General features: G+C 35.3%; 12 protein-coding genes. 5 read left to right on the forward strand and 7 right to left on the reverse strand.

Annotated features, from left to right (window positions below):
• Positions 1-12: 12 nt before the first annotated feature.
• The gene (locus GB234_RS03225) at positions 13-1290 is read right to left on the reverse strand and encodes a beta-helix domain-containing protein (protein WP_151893076.1); all 1278 of its coding nucleotides are present in this window, start codon (positions 1288-1290) and stop codon (positions 13-15) included.
• Positions 1291-1620: 330 nt separating this feature from the next.
• Between GB234_RS03225 and GB234_RS03230 the strand changes: the two genes are divergently transcribed.
• Both GB234_RS03230 and GB234_RS03235 read left to right on the forward strand, forming a co-directional pair.
• Complete coding sequence (locus GB234_RS03230) at positions 1621-2964, forward strand: deoxyguanosinetriphosphate triphosphohydrolase (RefSeq protein ID WP_151893739.1); 1344 nt, start codon at positions 1621-1623, stop codon at positions 2962-2964.
• 92 nt (positions 2965-3056) lie between these two features.
• Entirely contained in the window at positions 3057-5666 is a 2610-nt protein-coding gene (locus GB234_RS03235) for a T9SS-dependent M36 family metallopeptidase (protein ID WP_151893077.1), read from the forward strand.
• 58 nt (positions 5667-5724) lie between these two features.
• Here the strand turns inward: GB234_RS03235 and dxs are convergent, their stop codons facing one another.
• Positions 5725-7509: a 1-deoxy-D-xylulose-5-phosphate synthase gene (gene dxs, locus GB234_RS03240; protein ID WP_151893078.1), complete on the reverse strand. Its 1785-nt coding sequence runs from the start codon at positions 7507-7509 to the stop codon at positions 5725-5727.
• 101 nt (positions 7510-7610) lie between these two features.
• On the opposite strand from dxs, the gene GB234_RS03245 reads away from it, so the two are divergent.
• A complete protein-coding gene (locus GB234_RS03245; RefSeq protein ID WP_151893079.1) occupies positions 7611-8060 on the forward strand; it encodes a nucleoside deaminase in 450 nt (149 codons plus the stop codon).
• A 67-nt stretch (positions 8061-8127) separates the two neighbouring features.
• On the opposite strand, the gene GB234_RS03250 is transcribed toward GB234_RS03245, so the two are convergent.
• The 4 genes from GB234_RS03250 to aspS all read right to left on the reverse strand — a co-directional run bounded on the left by GB234_RS03250 (position 8128) and on the right by aspS (position 12357).
• Positions 8128-8319: a cold-shock protein gene (locus tag GB234_RS03250; protein ID WP_151893080.1), complete on the reverse strand. Its 192-nt coding sequence runs from the start codon at positions 8317-8319 to the stop codon at positions 8128-8130.
• 92 nt (positions 8320-8411) lie between these two features.
• Positions 8412-8657, reverse strand: a complete 246-nt coding sequence (locus GB234_RS03255; RefSeq protein WP_151893081.1) for a hypothetical protein — start codon at positions 8655-8657, stop codon at positions 8412-8414.
• 83 nt (positions 8658-8740) lie between these two features.
• Positions 8741-10549, reverse strand: coding sequence for a chloride channel protein (locus tag GB234_RS03260; protein WP_151893082.1), 1809 nt, complete (start codon positions 10547-10549; stop codon positions 8741-8743).
• Between the two features lie 47 nt (positions 10550-10596).
• Positions 10597-12357, reverse strand: coding sequence for an aspartate--tRNA ligase (gene aspS / locus GB234_RS03265; RefSeq protein WP_151893083.1), 1761 nt, complete (start codon positions 12355-12357; stop codon positions 10597-10599).
• A 181-nt stretch (positions 12358-12538) separates the two neighbouring features.
• Between aspS and GB234_RS03270 the strand changes: the two genes are divergently transcribed.
• Both GB234_RS03270 and GB234_RS03275 read left to right on the forward strand, forming a co-directional pair.
• Entirely contained in the window at positions 12539-15496 is a 2958-nt protein-coding gene (locus GB234_RS03270) for a SusC/RagA family TonB-linked outer membrane protein (RefSeq protein WP_151893084.1), read from the forward strand.
• 11 nt (positions 15497-15507) lie between these two features.
• Complete coding sequence (locus GB234_RS03275) at positions 15508-16854, forward strand: RagB/SusD family nutrient uptake outer membrane protein (protein ID WP_151893085.1); 1347 nt, start codon at positions 15508-15510, stop codon at positions 16852-16854.
• An 83-nt stretch (positions 16855-16937) separates the two neighbouring features.
• Here GB234_RS03275 and odhB read toward each other — a convergent pair whose 3' ends face one another.
• Positions 16938-18194, reverse strand: coding sequence for a 2-oxoglutarate dehydrogenase complex dihydrolipoyllysine-residue succinyltransferase (odhB, locus tag GB234_RS03280; protein ID WP_172966834.1), 1257 nt, complete (start codon positions 18192-18194; stop codon positions 16938-16940).
• Positions 18195-18204: the final 10 nt, after the last annotated feature.

Below are 18204 nucleotides of genomic sequence, written 5' to 3' on the forward strand. Positions count from 1 at the left end.
TAAGTGTGTAGCTTAAAAAGCTCCTTTTGCACTTGCAAATGTCCAAGAGAAAACATTTGTATTAGCACCACCAGTTGTACCGGTAGTAGTCCAAGTAGCAGCTCTTTCAGAAAATGTAGGGCTAAGTATGATTAAGTCTTCAAAAACATCATTATTAGAATCCATATCATCACAGTTTGCAATACATCCACCTTTTTCAACAAAAGCAGTATTATCATCCCCATTAAGAACCCAGTTTTGAAAAACTATTTTACCATCTAAAAAGTTTTGAGAAACTTCATTATTATCTAATTCAACATCAGCAGAAGATTTAAATCCGGTCGCATATACGTTTCTAAGAGTACCCATAGCTCCGTCCCTTAAATCTGCATATTCACCATTTTCTGTTACGGAATTTCCTATTAATGTTAAACCATCTATTGTAAACATTCCTTCTAAAGAACCAGCAGGGCCATCAATTTCAAGACTATGGTCAGAAATATCACCAGCAATTACTAAAGAGTTAGAAATTGTTCCAGAATAAGCTTCGTCAATATCAAGACCATCATCTCCTTGAGCCCATACTAATAGATTAGAACTATTTACAGAACCTCCAAACCATTCAATACCATCATCAACATTACCAACAACTTCAATGTTTGAAATTACTGTTCCAGCACCAACACCTCCTAAAGTAAGACCGTTAATTTCATTTCCTTCTCCAATCAAAGTTCCTCCGTGACGTATTGATACGTAGTTTAAGCTTCCAGAATTGTCAGCATCATTAGACCCACCATAAAGACCATTTGTGTCACTAGCAGGGATACCTTCGATTTGGTTTTCTGTAGCATCTCCAGATAAAGAAGCCTTAGCGCGACCTAAAACAATAAGACCTCCCCAAAGACCTCTATCATTTTCAGTTAAGTTAGTTCCTACTGTTTGGCCAAGAGCAATATTGTCAGTGCTTGATGTAAAGATAATAGGAGCGCTAGATGTTCCATTAGCTTGTATTTTACCACCTCTAGCGATAATTAAAACAGAGGCGTTAGCTTCTTGCCCTGGTAATGCTTTAACAATAGTTCCAGCTTCAATTGTTAATGTTGCACCATCTACAACAGTAACACGACCATCAAGAGTCCATATCTCATCACTAGTTAAAGTCATATCATTAGTTATTTGACCAGTAAGTGTTGCGTCAATCATACCTGGATCATCATCTACAGGAATAGGGTCGTTATCATCACTGCCACAGCTAACAATAAATAAAGACAATGCTATAATAGCAATTTGAGATAGAAAGAATTTTTTCATTTTTAAGTAATTTATTAGAGTTATAATTGAGATGCAAATAAACTCAGATTTAAAAGAGCTATGGTTATTAGAATGTTACCCTTGTATTAGTATTTTGTAAGCTCAATGTTAAATAAATGTTACGTAGATTTATTTAAATAAAGTGTCATAAAATTAATTTCGATTAACTCAATCTGCGTTAAGTGAAGATTATTATAAAAACTTTTTTTTACTAACACACTATATTAATAGGTATCTTGCAGTACAATTATGTGAGTAAACTGTATGAATAATCTGTTTGCTTTTTTAATAGATATATAGATTTCCTTACTTAAAAAATCTTTGAATATGATGCAATGGGAGCAATTACTTTCACTTAGAAAACAAGGTGTCACCAATAAAAGGTTGCGTATTGAAGAAGATGATACTAGGTTAGGCTTTGAAGTCGATTACGATCGCATAATTTTCTCAAGTGCTTTTAGAAGCCTTCAAGATAAAACTCAAGTAATTCCGTTTTCAAAAACCTCTTTTGTTCATACTCGTTTAACACACAGTCTAGAAGTTTCAGTAGTGGGGCGCTCTTTGGGGCGAGTTGCTGGTAAAGCAATTTTAGAAAAACATCCTTCATTAAAAGCAGTGCATGGTTATCATTTTAATGATTTTGGCGCAATCGTAGCCGCAGCAGCATTGGCTCACGATATAGGAAATCCACCTTTTGGGCATAGTGGAGAAAAAGCAATAGGAGATTATTTTTCTAACGGAAATGGAACTCGTTTTAAAAATGCGTTGTCTAAAAAAGAATATCAAGATCTTATAGACTTTGAAGGTAACGCTAACGGTTTTAAAATTCTAACCGAAACTAAAAATGGTGTTGACGGAGGTTTACGATTAACTTATGCAACCTTGGGTGCGTTTATGAAATATCCAAAAGAGTCACTCCCTAAAAAACCAACAAACCAAATAGCCGATAAAAAATACGGAGTGTTTCAAGGCGATAAAAAATTTTTTGAAGAAGTTGCCCAAGAATTAGGATTACTAAAACGTGGAACACATGAAGATGTAAGTTATTCAAGACACCCTTTAGCTTTTCTTGTAGAAGCTGCCGATGATATTTGCTACACAATAATTGATTTTGAAGATGGTATAAATCTTGGGCTCATAAACGAAGAAGTAGCTCTAGAGTATTTAATTACGCTAGTAAAAGATAAAATAAATACAGAAAAGTATAATGGTTTGACGCAAGCTTCAGATAGATTGGCGTATTTGCGATCACTTGCAATTAATACGCTCATCCAAGAGGCAACAAAACAATTTTTAGAGAATGAAGAAGCTATTTTGAAAGGAGAATTTTCTCAATCATTAATGGATAAATGTGCTTTTAAAGCACAAATAGATGATATAATTAAGATAAGTATCGAAAAAGTATATCAAAGCAATGAAGTAATTGAGAAAGAAATTGCAGGGTATCATATGATAGCAACTTTGTTAGATGCATTTACTACAGCTTTTGAAAACTTATATAGTGATCGTAAGGAACGTCATTATGATCGACTAATCCTTCATCATTTCAAACACAATATTGTCGAAGACTCATCTGTGTATCAATATTTAATGCAATGCTGCAATTTTGTATCTAGATTGACAGATGGCAATGCTTTGAAAATTTTTCAAAAATTAATTGGAAATTTAGAATAATTTAAAGATGCGGTGTTAAATTTATTGTTTTGACAATAAATTGTTTGGTTTTTAGTTACTTTCGACAAATAGGATAAATCTCAATAATAAATATGAAAAAAGCACTATTACTCATTGCTTGTTTAACCTTTGGTTTTATACAGGCACAAGACTATTCACAAATTATTAAATCTTACTTAGGAGTTAATCGCTCACAATTAGGATTGCAGCCACAGGATATTGAGAATCTCAATGTAAACTCTCATAGTTTTTCAAAAAGTCTATCAGCTGAAAACGTTTATGTAACACAATTAATTAACGGCATTCCTGTCGTAAATTCAATCTCTTCATTTGTTATAAAAGGAGGAGAAGTAAATTATGCAAAAGTAGGGTTTGTAGTTAATGCAAATCAAAAAGTTAATACTACTACAGCATCAATTTCTGCAAGTCAAGCTATTAATAGTGCGGCTTCAATACTTGGTGTGTCAAGCCCATCAGGTCTTCAGGTTCTTGAAACAGTATCTTCAAATTCTTTCATTTTCAATAATGGATCTATATCTCAAGATAATATTCCTGTTAAATTAGTGTATGAATTAAACGAGAACAATACATTAAGACTAGCTTGGGATTTAAGTATTTATTATCTAGACGGTAGCCATTATTATAGTGTTCGAGTTGATGCTATTAGTGGAGATATTATTTCAAAAAATGACTGGGTTGTAAGTTGTACATTTGGTGAAAGACCTCACGATCATGTTAAAAAACAATCATTTTTAGGTGAAAGTGTTTTATTTGAATCAAATGCAATGGAAGTAACTTCTGCTGGAGGAGCAGTATATAGAGTCTTTCCTTTGCCTACAGAAAGCCCTAATCATGGAACTGATCAATTAGTTAGTGACCCGGCAAATGCTGTGGCTTCTCCTTTTGGATGGCATGATAATGATGGTGTTGCTGGAGCAGAATTTACAATTACACGTGGTAATAATGTAATAGCAAGAGATGATATAGATGGAAATAATACAGGAGGTCTTTCTCCTGATGGAGGTGCAACGTTAACGTTCGATTTTCCTTATCAATTTGATACAGCTCCAGTAAATATGTTAGATGCTGCAACGACTAATTTATTCTACTGGAATAACATTATGCATGACGTTTGGTATCAATATGGCTTTGATGAAGCTAGTGGAAACTTCCAAGATAATAATTACGGAAACGGAGGAAACGGGAATGACTTCGTAGATGCACAAGCACAAGATGGAGGAGGTACAAATAATGCAAACTTTTCAACACCACCAGATGGCAATAATGGAAGAATGCAAATGTTTTTATGGAGTCCAGCTGGTCCAGCTGGTGATCCTTTAACAATTAATAATGGACCTTTAATGGGGGATTACACAGGAGTGCCTGCTACATTTGGTGCACCACTTCCTGAGGATATCGCAATAACTACAGACTTAGCTCTTGTTGTGGATGACAATGCAGGGGCTTCAGTTGATGAAAATGATGCTTGTGACATGATTACAAATGGAACAGACCTTGATGGAAAAATTGTTGTTATTAGAAGAGGTGAGTGTGAATTTGGATTCAAAATACTTGCCGCAGAAAATGAAGGAGCAGTTGCGGTGATTATGGTAAATAATGTTCCAGATGCACCAATTGCAATGGGGCCTGGAGATTTTGGAGATCAAGTTACAATACCTGGAATAATGGTAAGTCAAGCAGATGGTGATGCAATAATTGCGGCTCTTTTAAATGGTGATACAGTTAATGGATCATTAATTAATGCAGGACCTTACAATATAGATGGAGATTTAGATAATGGAATTATTGCCCATGAATATGGTCACGGAATTTCAAATAGACTTACAGGTGGACCTAGTGCTGCAGGATGTTTAGGTAACGAGGAGCAAATGGGCGAAGGCTGGAGTGATTGGTTTGGACTAATGTTAACTATGCAATCAACAGATACTCGTACAGATATTAATGGTATTGGTACTTATGCAACAGGAGAACCAACTGATGGTGGCGGAATTAGAGAAGCTCCTTATAGTACAGACTTTTCAATCAATGATTATACTTACGACGATATTAAAGGAAACGTATCTGTACCTCACGGTGTAGGGTTTGTATGGGCAACAATGCTTTGGGAAATGACTTGGGATTTAGTAGATGAATACGGTTTTGATGCAGATTTTTATAATGGAACAGGCGGTAACAATATCGCAATGCAATTAGTAATTGACGGTTTAAAATTACAAGGTTGTAACCCTGGATACATTGATGGTAGAGATGCAATTCTTGAAGCAGACTTGATAGCAAATGGGGGAGCAAACCAGTGTTTGATATGGGGAGCTTTTGCTCGTAGAGGTCTTGGAGTAAGCGCGTCACAAGGGAGTTCAAATAACTTGTTTGATGGTACTGAAGCTTATGATGAACCTACAACACCAAACTGCTTACTTGCTAATGGCGACAGAGGATCAATCGATGATAACATCATCATTTTCCCTAACCCTTCAAATGGACAAGTTAATATTAGAGCGGTACAAAATGGTGGTGCAGCGGTTGCAACAATTTACGACATCAATGGTAGAAAAATGATAACTCAAGATATTGATTTGACTAGCACGGCAACATTAAATGCAAGCTCATTAAGCACGGGAGTATATATTCTTACTATTAACGGAAGTGATTACACACACACAACTAAATTAATTATTGAATAATAATTTGATAGTATTTTAATAAATATTAAAAACGAGATCACTTAGTGGTCTCGTTTTTTTATTTTAAATATTTTAAAATGGTTTCTTTAATTTTCTCTTCGGAAATTCCAGTTAAATGGTATAACTCTTCGACAGTACCATGTTGCGGAAATGAATCAGGAATTCCTAAAATTTCAAAAGTGTTTTTAAAATGAAATTTTGCTGCAAACTCTAATATTGCACTACCAAAACCTCCAGAAACAACACCGTCTTCAATAGTTATAATAACTTGATATTTTTTTAAAATTTCAGAAAGAAGCACTTCATCCATCGGTTTGATAAAACGTATGTCGTATAACCCTATAGTATCTTGATTGGTTGTTTTTTTAATTGAGGCAATCGCTTTTTGTGCATTTAATGCCATTGTGCCAACCGTTAAAATCGCAATAGTTTTTCCAGATTTGAGTTGAATTCCTTTTCCTATTTTGATTGATTTAAATGGCTTTATCCAGTCTTTGATCTCTCCTCTACCGCGAGGATAGCGTATTGCAATTGGAGTATCAAGTCCTTGTTGCGCTGTAAATAATATATTGCGAAGTTCTATAGCATTGCGCGGCGCAAAAATGATGAGATTAGGAATGCACCTCAAATAGGCAATGTCAAAAATACCATGATGGGTTGCACCATCTTCACCTACAATGCCAGCTCTGTCTAAACAAAAAATGACGGGTAGCTTCTGCAAACAAACATCATGTATTACTTGGTCATAAGCACGTTGTAAAAAGGTGGAATAAATATTGCAAAAAACTTGAAATCCTTGAGTTGCCAATCCTGCTGCAAATGTTACAGCATGTTGTTCGGCAATACCAACATCAAAAGCTCTTTCAGGAAAAGCTTCCATCATATATTTAAGAGAGCTTCCTGTAGGCATAGCAGGAGTGATGCCTATTATTTTGTCATTTTGAGATGCAAGCTCCACGATGGTTTTTCCAAATATATCTTGAAATTTTGGAGGTAAGACTTCGGTTGATTTAGGATATACCTCACCAGTTTTGGCGTCAAATTTACCTGGAGCATGGTATTTTACTTGATCTTCTTCTGCTTGACGCAATCCTTTACCTTTTTTAGTAATAACGTGAAGTAACTTGGGGCCTTTTATGTTTTTAAGCCGGCTCATTTCAGAAATTAAAACATCTAAATCATGACCATCAATTGGTCCAGAATATTCAAAATTTAATGCTTCAAAAATATTGTCAGTTTCAGGAGCGCCATCTAGGGTAACTTTAGAAAAATACTGTTTGAGGGCACCCACACTTGGATCTATCCCAATGGCATTATCATTTAAAATAACTAATAGGTTGGTATTTGTAATTCCGGCATGATTAAGTGCTTCCATTGCCATCCCACTGGCGATGGAAGCATCGCCAATGACTGCGACATGTTGTTTTTTTATATCTCCAGTAAGTTGTGATGCAATAGCCATTCCTAGTGCTGCAGAAATAGACGTACTACTATGCCCTGTCCCAAAGGTGTCGTATTCACTTTCGTCCATTTTAGGGAATCCGCTAATGCCGTTGAGGCTACGATTAGTTTCAAAAACTTCACGGCGTCCTGTCAAAATTTTATGTCCATATGCTTGATGTCCTACATCCCAAACAACTAAATCTACGGGGGTATTAAACACATAATGAAGCGCTATTGTAAGTTCGGCAACTCCCAGACTTGCGCCTAGATGACCTTCCTTTGTGGCGACAGCATGAATTATAAAATCACGTAATTCTTGAGCAACTTGGGGTAGTTGACTTGGATCAAGTTTCCTTAAATCTGCAGGAATATCAATAGTATGTAAAAGTGTTTTTTGCACAAAACAAAGATAGTATTATTACGGCTTGTAACAATTTCAGTAATTTTGTAATTAAGCTGAAATTTCAGAAAAGAAAATAATACAATTTCATTATACTTAAGATGATTGAACCATACGACGATGCATATTTTATGAAACGTGCTATGCAAGAAGCAGAGGCCGCCTACGAAAAAGGCGAAATACCAATAGGGGCTGTGATTGTGGTAAAAAATCAAATTATAGCACGCGCGCACAATCTTACTGAAACCTTGAATGATGTTACGGCTCACGCAGAAATGCAAGCGATTACTGCAGCAGCAAATTACTTGGGTGGAAAGTATTTAAAGGATTGTACGTTATATGTGACAATTGAGCCTTGTCAAATGTGTGGGGGAGCGTTGTACTGGAGTCAAATTTCAAAAATTATTTATGGAGCTAGGGATGAACAACGTGGTTGTATTGCAATGGATACAAAGTTACATCCTAAAACCGTTTTGAAAGGTGGCATTTTAGCTGATGAGGCTTCTACGCTATTAAAACGATTTTTTATAGAGAAGAGAAATTTGAATTAACTAAAAAAAAATCCCATTAGCAGTGGCTAGTGGGATTTTTATAATCAATTGAAAAATATATCTTTTCTTAGATAACACGTACTTGACCTGCTACCATACCTTTTCTTCCTTCTTCTTCAACATATTCTACTTTGTCACCTTCATTAACGGTTTCACCATTAAGACCTGTAACGTGTAAGAAAATGTCTTTTCCAGTCTCATCATTAGTGATAAAACCGAAACCTTTTGATTCGTTGAAAAACTTTACTGTTCCTTCCATTGTAATATAAATAAATTAATAATAAGGCAAATGTAGTCAAAAATTGATGCGTAATGTTAACTAAATATCAATTTTTTGTAAGGATAATACATCTATAACTTATTATTATCAGTGTATTTGCGCATTTTTTCTATATTTTCTTTATTGAGCATATAATCTTGTACATTTTTCCCTTTCCATCGATGATATACAAATGTGGGCATCCATACAAAGAAAAGTATTACTACCGCAAGACCGATAAATAAGTCTCCAGTGGTTGGGTCGTTAGCTTTTGAGATGACTCCAAAAATTGCCATTCCTACAGCTGCAAAAAATAGTATATATAAAGTAATTTTCATTTTAATCAATTGTTTTGCAAAGTTAGGATTTCTATAAAATTAAAAAATTTGTTTGTAGATGATAATTTAAATCTTTAGAATAATTATGCCCCTGAAAAGTCTATCAACTTTTTTCTATATGCAGTGAGTAGCTTTGATTTTGATACAAAACCGTGATATTCTCCCTCATAAATAACGGGTAAATTCCACGCATTACTAGTTTCAAACTTTTTCATAATTTCTTCCATGGTGTCTTTTTTATAGAATATCATGGCAGGTGCGTTTTCAAGCAAGTCGCTTGCGGTTATTTTATCGTATAGCTTTTGATCAAACATTATTTTCCTTAGATCGTTGAGTAATATTATGCCTAAAAATTTATTTTGAGCATCTACTACGGGATAGATGTTTCTGTTTGATTTTGCTACTGCTTCGCTCAAAATTTCACCTAGTTTCATTTCTGGAGTTATTGCTATAAAATTAGTTTCAATAATTCTGTCAAGGTTCATTAATAAAAGCGCATTTTTGTCTTTGTTGTAGGTCAATAAATCTCCTCTTTTTGCAAGTTCTTGTGTATATATATTATGTTCGAGTAAATTTTTAGTAATAAGAAATGACATAGCCACCGTTATCATTAATGGAATAAATAATTCATAACCCCCGGTAATTTCAGCAATAAGAAAAATAGCAGTTAGTGGCGCGTGTATTACTCCGGCAATTAAACCTGCCATGCCTATGAGCGTGAAATTAGCTTCGGACACATGAAATCCTAACCCAATATTGTTGATCATCTTTGCGATAGCATTTCCTAGCGCACTTCCCATTACCATTGTAGGAATAATTACTCCACCTACACCTCCTGCGGTAAATGTGATAGTCATTGCAATTGTCTTAAAAATAGAGATGCCAATTAATAGTACTATTACCATCCATATGTTGTCTATATAATCATCAAAAGGGGTAGCGCCAATTGCCTCTAAGGTGTGATCCTCTAATAAATTTGTAATAAAACTTAAACCCTCTCCGTAAAGTGGTGGAATAAAATATAGCATTACTCCAATTGCAAGCCCTCCTATTATTAATCGTAAAAATTTTGTTTTTAATTTTTCGAAAAACGCATAGATAGCGAAATATACTTTTGTAAAATAAAGAGATGCCAAGCCTGTGCCTATTCCTAAAATAATATAAAAGAGTGTATCTTTTAAATAGAATTTTTCTGAAACAGTAAAGTTAAAAAGCACTTCATCTCCCAAAAAGAAATAGGATGTCAAAACTGATGAAATTGACGCGATTAACAGTGGAAGTAAAGAAGCAAATGTCAGGTCTAAACTAAAGACCTCAATAGCAAATACTACTGCGGCAATAGGTGATTTAAACATAGATGCCATTGCCCCAGCGGTAGCACATGCAATTAATAAAGTTCTTGTTTTTTTATCAACTCTAAGAAGACTACCTAAATTAGAACTCAACGCAGAGCCTGATGTTATTGCAGGGCCTAATAATCCTACTGATCCGCCAAAACCCACCGTTAGTGGTGCTAAAATTAATGGGTGATAAATAAGTCTAAACGATATTAAACCTTTCTGCCTCAATAAAGAATATAATAAGGATGGGATAGACCTTTTTATAAACGAAGGAATTGAGGGTTTTAATTCCTTTCGAAAAACATATTTTTTTAAGAGATATACTAACAACAAACCAACTACCGGAAGTATAAAATACAAGTGGTAATCTGTAAAAACAATTCCTTTCTCTAAAAGTGAATGTATAGTAAAAGTTATGTTTTTAAGAATCAGTGTAACAATACCTGCTAATAGGCCTACTATAAAACTTAAAACCAATACAAAATCCTTTTGAGGAATGTATTTGTGTCTCCAGGTTGAAAACCAAGAAAAAGTTGATTTAGACTTTGGCATCTTATAAAGATAGCATTAAAAAATACACATTATAGAGCGGCTAAATGTTAGTCGTTTTTTTTCAAATTAAGCTGCAAGTTTAATTCGTTTAATTGTTCTTGGTCAAGTGGGGCAGGTGCATCAATCATAACATCACGACCACGATTGTTTTTAGGGAATGCAATAAAATCTCTAATGGTTTCTTGTCCTCCTAAAATAGATACAAGCCTATCAAGACCAAAGGCAAGGCCACCATGTGGTGGTGCTCCATATTCAAAAGCATCCATCAAGAAGCCAAATTGTGCTCTAGCCTCTTCATCGCTAAACCCAAGATGCTTTAACATTATCGCTTGTGTTGCTTTATCATGGATACGAATAGAACCTCCACCTATCTCGTTTCCGTTAAGAACAAGATCATAGGCATTTGCTTTAACATCACCAGGATTGGTGTCAAGTAATTCAATTTGCCCTGGTTTTGGAGAAGTAAATGGGTGATGCATTGCATGATAATGTCCTGTCTCTTCATCAAGTTCTAACAATGGGAAATCTATCACCCAGAGAGGTGCAAACTCTTTAGGATTTCTTAGCCCTAATCTTTCTGCAAGCTCCATACGTAAAGCGCTCAATTGTGCTCTTACTTTATTTGTGTCTCCAGAAAGGATACAAATTAAATCACCAGTTTTAGCACCAGTAACTTCTGCCCATTTTGCAAGGTCATCTTGGTCATAAAATTTGTCGACAGAAGATTTAAACGAGCCATCATCGTTACAACGAGAATAAACCATTCCAAGCGCCCCCACTTGTGGTCGCTTTACCCAATCTATAAGTTTGTCTATTTCTTTTCTTGTGTAGCTGTTTCCGCCAGGAACTGCAATACCCACAACAAGTTCTGCATTATTAAAAACGCCAAAATCCTTGTGTTGCGCAACAGCGTTCAACTCGCCAAATTCCATCCCAAAACGAATGTCTGGTTTATCGTTTCCGTATTTTGCCATAGCATCATCATATTGCATTCTAGGAAAATCGCCTATTTCAACACCATTTATTTCTTTCAATAGGTGTCGCGTCAAACCTTCAAACATATTTAAAATGTCTTCTTGTTCAATAAAAGCCATTTCGCAATCAATTTGTGTAAATTCTGGCTGACGATCGGCACGTAAATCTTCGTCTCTAAAGCATTTTACTATTTGAAAATATTTGTCTAAGCCACCCACCATTAGCAATTGCTTAAATGTTTGTGGCGACTGCGGAAGGGCATAAAATTGACCTTCGTTCATTCTTGAAGGAACAACAAAATCTCGTGCTCCCTCAGGAGTAGATTTAATTAAATATGGGGTTTCAACATCAACAAACCCTTCGGCTGAAAGGTAATTACGTACCGCCATCGATACTTTATGTCTAAAAATAAGGTTTTCACGTACTGGATTTCGGCGTATATCTAAGTAGCGATACTTCATTCTCAAATCTTCTCCACCATCTGTTTCGTCTTCAATGGTAAATGGAGGCGTTAATGATTTATTAAGAATAATAACTTCGGAAACGAGGATTTCAATATCACCCGTCGCCATGTTTGAGTTTTTAGATTCTCGTTCAATAACTTTCCCTTTTACTTGAACTACAAATTCTCTTCCCAAATGTGCAGCCTGTTCCATCATTTTTTTTGGAGTACGCTCTTCATCAAATACTAGTTGAGTTATGCCGTATCGATCACGTAAATCTGCCCAAATAATAAAACCTTTATCGCGAGATTTTTGAATCCATCCTGAGAGTGTTACTTCTTGACCTATATGTGAGGCGCGTAATTCGCCATTGGTATGCGTTCTGTACATGATTTAGAAAATTTCAGCAAAAATAACAAGATATAGTTAGGTTGATAACTAATTTTTAGTAAAAGATAATATGTTGGAAATAAGTGTTATTGATAGAATTTTAATAAAAAGCTTGAGATTTTAACAATAATCGAATAATTCTTTGTTAGCTTTGATTAATTAATAACAAATCTTTAGTATTATGAAACAAAACAACTTTAGGGGCAGGCTCAGTCTGTTATTTTTATTTATGTTTCCTTGTTTTCTGTTTGCTCAGAATGTGATTACAGGGACAGTAATGACTGCAGAAGGGACTACAATGCCCTTTGCAAATGTCATTGAAAAAGGCACCAGTAATGGAGTAACATCAGATATTGATGGAAAGTATAGTATAGAGGTAGCAAATCTACCTGTAGTGTTAGAGTTTTCTTCACTAGGATTTACAACTTTTGAAAAATCTGTAGCCAGAGCGGGTGCAACAAATGTTGTGCTTGAAGCAGATGCGCAAGCGTTAGAAGAGGTTGTAATTACAGGACTTGCAACGTCAATAGAAAGAACAAACTCAGCAAATGCTGTAGCTTCCTTGACAGCTGAAGATATTGTAGGGACCACCCCACCCTCAACATTAGATGGAGCTTTATATGGTAAATTTGCTGGAGCAATTGTAAATCAAAATTCAGGTGCACCAGGTGGTGGACTTTCTGTTAAGCTTCGTGGAGCAACTTCTTTACAAGGAAATACTCAGCCGCTATATATAATAGATGGTGTATATGTTGATAACAGTTCTATTTCTGCAGGATTAAATGCAGTTTCTGGCGCTGCTAATGGCGGAAGTGCTTCTAACCAAGATAATCCTACAAATAGAATTGCAGATATAAACCCTGAGGATATTGCAAATATTGAGATACTTAAAGGTGCTTCTGCAGCAGCTATTTATGGGTCTCGTGCAGCAGCAGGTGTGGTTATTATTACTACAAAGCGTGGTAAGGCAGGTGAGACTAAATTTAGATTTTCTCAAGCTACAGGTTGGAACGAAGCAATAAATTTACAAGGCACAAGAGATTATACCGAAGAACGTGTTTTAAATACCTATGGAGAAGCTGCGCTTGCAGACTTCATTGCAGCAAGAAATAATGGAACTTTAGTGGATTATGAAGATGAAATTTTTGGAGAAAAAGGTTTTATTAGCAATACAAACTTTAGTATGAGTGGTGGAGATGCAAAGTCTAAATTTTTTGCAGGTGTAAGCCATAACAACGAAAACGGAATTGTTAGTAATACTGGTTATGAAAAGACCTCATTACGTCTTAACTTAGATCATAAACCGGCAGATTGGGTAAAATTTAATTTGAGTTCAAATTATATTTACTCATCATCAGATAGAGGGTTTTTCAATAATGATAATACAGGAACAACAATAGGTATTGCATTAACAGCAACACGACCTTGGGATCAATTATTCCCTAATGCAGATGGTATTTATCCAGATCACCCTAACAATGCTTCAAATCCATTACAAACTAGAGATCTAGTTAGAAATAATGAAACAGTTAATCGTTTTATCGTTGGTGGTTCGATGAATTTAGATGTTTACAAGGCAGATAATTCAAGTTTAGAAATAATCTTAAGAGGTGGTCTTGATTCTTACGCACAGAAAACAAGAGTTATATTTCCTAAGGAATTACAATTTCAGAAACCAGCAAATGGAGGTTTAAATGGAGTGTCTGTTCAAGGAGATACACAGAATAAAAATTATAACCTATCAGCTTTTGCAGTGCATAATTTTACTACTGCAAATGATATAAATTTTAGAACTCAAGCAGGTGTTACAAATGAATTTTTTGATAGAAATACAGTATTAATTACTGCTAGTGGATTAGTAGCTTCTGAAACAAATGTTGATCAAGCTGCAAATACTGGAGTTAATCAAACCAGATTTATTCAAGAAGATTCTGGATTCTTTGCACAGGAAGAGGTTAATATTATGGATATGTTTATTGCAACATTTGGTGTTCGTGGAGATAAATCTTCAAATAACGGTGATGCCAATAAATTAAATTATTATCCTAAAGCTTCACTAGCAACTAACTTAAATGAATTTGGATTTTGGAACGAAGATGGAATGTGGGATCAATTTAAATTAAGAGCTGCTTATGGTGAAGCCGGAAATTTCCCTCCTAGTGGAGCATTATTTACATCATATAATGCTTTTTCAACAGATGGTGTTTTGGGTATTAGTTTGATTGGTATTAGAGGAGATGGTGATTTGAAATCTGAACGTCAAAAAGAACTAGAATTTGGTTCAGATTTAGAGTTTTTTAATGGCCGTCTTAATTTTTCAGGAACTTATTATATTAAAACAGTAGATGACTTGATATTACAATCAGCACTGCCACCATCTTCAGGTTATACTTCTGAATTTGTTAATGCTGGTGAACTTCAAAATAAAGGTATTGAGCTTTCTTTGAGTGCTACACCTTTTAGTAATGATGATTTTCAATGGGATTTTAGTGTAAACTGGTTTAAGAATAAATCTGAAATTACTCGTTTAGATGTAGAGCCATTTAATATTGGTGCATTTGGAGCTGGTTTAGGAACTTTTAGAATTGAAGAAGGTAAGAGTGCAACGCAAATTGTAGGTGCTTATCCAGAAGGGTTACGTGTAATTGGAGATGGTGAGCCAGATTTTCAAATGGGATTTAATAATGTCTTTAAGTATAAGCAATTTGATTTTTCATTCTTATGGCAATGGAAAAAAGGCGGGGACAATATTAATTTAACTAACCTATTGACAGATTTAAATGGAACTAGTGCTGATTTTGATGATATTACTTTAGATCCTGATGGGGTTATACCTAACGGACAATTTAGACCAAATGCACCTGCAGATGTTTTTGTGCAAGATGCTTCTTATTTAAGATTAAGAGAAATAGGTTTATATTATACTTTACCAGATCGTTATCTTGATGGAGTAATTGGTGGAGCAGTAGACTCTGTTAAATTAGGATTTTCTGGAAATAATTTAATCAACATTTTTGATTATAACAGTTATGATCCAGAGGTTTCAAACTTTGGTGCAGGAACAATTTTTACTGGGGTTGAAGTAACGCCTTTTCCTTCATCTAAACGTTACATGTTTCACGTAGCAGTTAACTTTTAAAAAAAAATATTATGAAAAAACACATATATAAAATAGTATTATTCGCTGCCGTCATAGGGACATTTGTTTCTTGTGAGGTAGAAGAATTTTCAGATTTAAATAATCCAGAGGTAGATGCCTTTGAAAATAATTTAACCCGTGGTGACCTCCAGGATTTAGTAGGTGGTCTATTTTACAGTAGCCGTGTTGCATTAGGTACATATCTAGATGATTGTGGTGTGATTGGGCGAGATTATTACAGATTTTCAGGTTCGGACCCTCGATTTACTAATGACCTTCTAGGAGGTGGAACTACAATGCTTGATAATAATACGTTTTATATTACTAACCCTTGGGCTGGTAGATATAGAACTGTAAAAAATGCAAACCTTATCTTAGGGTTTTTAGATGGACAAGATGTTTCTGCGCAATTTAGCGAGGCCGAAGTAAGTGCTACTAAAGGACTTCTCAAAACTTATATTGCTCACGAATTATTATTAAATTTAAACCTTACTGATGAAAATGGAATTAGAACAGATGTCGCAGATGAAGGTAATTTAGGAGCTTTTGTTTCAAAGACTCAAGCATTAAATGATATTCAAGCAATATTGGCAGATGCCGCTAGTGACCTTGCAGCAGGTGGAAGTGATTTTTCTTTTTTCTTTCCATCTGGATTTGATGGGTTTGATACGCCGGCAACATTTTTACAAGTAACTAATGCGATAGCTGCTAGGGTTGCAATTTATAGAGGAGATTCTGCAAGCGCACTTTCTTTATTAGATAATTCTTTTCTTGAATTAAATGGAGACTTAAATACAGGGCTATATTATGATTTTTCTGAAGCAGGAACAGATTTAATTAACCCTATATTTATTTCGGTTGCTGGATCTGTACCTTCAAACGCTAGAGTGGTGCACCCGTCATTTTTAACAGATGCTGAGGCTGATGACGCTAGAGTTACAAATAAGACAGAGCCACTACCTAATGGTGAAATTACACTCGATAATTTAGCTGGAGATACAGTATTAAATTTATACCAGTCAAATAATGACGCTATCCCATTGATACGTAACGAAGAATTAATTTTAATATATGCTGAGGCAAGTATTACATCAAATCCTGCTAATGCTGTAAATGCATTGTCAATTGTTAGAATGGCAGCTGGGTTACCGGCATACACTGGACCTACTGATGCTGCATCGTTAACTACTGAAATGCTTAAACAACGCCGTTATTCGCTATATGGTGAAGGGCATAGATGGATTGATGTTAGAAGATATGGTCTTCTTGATACCTTACCTATTGATAGAGTTGATACAGAAGGAAATCCAGACGATGTATGGTCAAGTTTCCCTATTCCATTAACGGAGAATCAATAATAAATAACAGCAAATGTTATTAAAATAAAAAGCCCGCCTAAATTATTTAGGCGGGCTTTTCTTATGTTGAGATATGAATATTTTTAAAGCTCTAAAGCTTTTTTAACGTCTCCATTCATTAATAGCTCTGTTGGGTTTTCTAAAGCTTCTTTTACTGCAACTAAGAAACCTACACTTTCTTTACCATCAATAATACGATGATCATAGCTTAACGCTACAAACATGATAGGAGCAACAACAATACCACCGTCTCTTACGATAGGGCGCTCTACAATATTGTGCATTCCTAAAATACCAGATTGTGGGGGATTAATTATAGGTGTTGAAAGCATACTTCCAAAAACACCACCATTACTAATAGTAAATGTTCCTCCCGTCATTTCATCCACAGTAATTTTTCCATCACGTGCTCTTATGGCAAGACGCTTAACTTCACTTTCTACTCCTCTAAATGTTAGGTTTTCTGCATTTCTAATAACAGGAACCATTAATCCTTTAGGGCCAGAAACTGCTATCGAAATATCTTTGTAGTCAAACGTTAACATTTCTTTTCCATCAATCATGCTGTTAACAGCAGGATACATTTCTAATGCGCGAACAACTGCTAGAGTAAAGAAAGACATAAACCCAAGGCTTACCCCGTGCTTTTCTTTAAAAGTTTCTTTATATTTTTTACGAAGTTCAAAAATAGCATCCATGTCTACTTCATTAAATGTAGTCAACATTGCAGTAGTATTTTTAGCTTCTACAAGGCGTTCTGCTACTTTACGACGTAACATAGATAGTTTTGTACGGCTTGAACCACGACCTGCAGTACCTGGAGTTCCCATTGAGGGTGTTGCGTTTTCGGCGTCATGTTTTGTAATACGGCCGTCACGCCCTGTTCCAGAAACACTTTCTGTATCTACTCCTTTTTCATCAAGTATTTTCTTAGCAGCTGGAGATGGAGTTCCACTTGCATAAGTTTTACTCTCTAATGGAGCTGCTTTTTCTTTTGTGTTTTTAGCTTCGGCTTTTGCTTTGTCTAAATCTGGAGCAGCGTTTGTTTCGCCTTTTTCATCACCTGCGTTTTCGTAGGTCTCAACATCGTCTTTTGTTTTTCCACCTGGCTTTTCAGCATCAGTGTCAATTAAACAAACGACAGCGCCTACTTCCACAGCATCGCCTTCTTCGGCTTTGAGTGTAATAATTCCGCTGGCTTCTGCTGGTAATTCTAGCGTTGCTTTGTCGCTATCGACTTCGGCAATTGCTTGATCTTTTTCTACATAATCACCGTCTTCAACGAGCCATTGTGCAATTTCTACTTCGGTTATGGATTCTCCCGGTGAGGGAACTTTCATCTCTAACATA

This window comes from Patiriisocius marinistellae (assembly GCF_009014635.1).
Taxonomy (GTDB): Bacteria; Bacteroidota; Bacteroidia; order Flavobacteriales; family Flavobacteriaceae; genus Patiriisocius; species Patiriisocius marinistellae.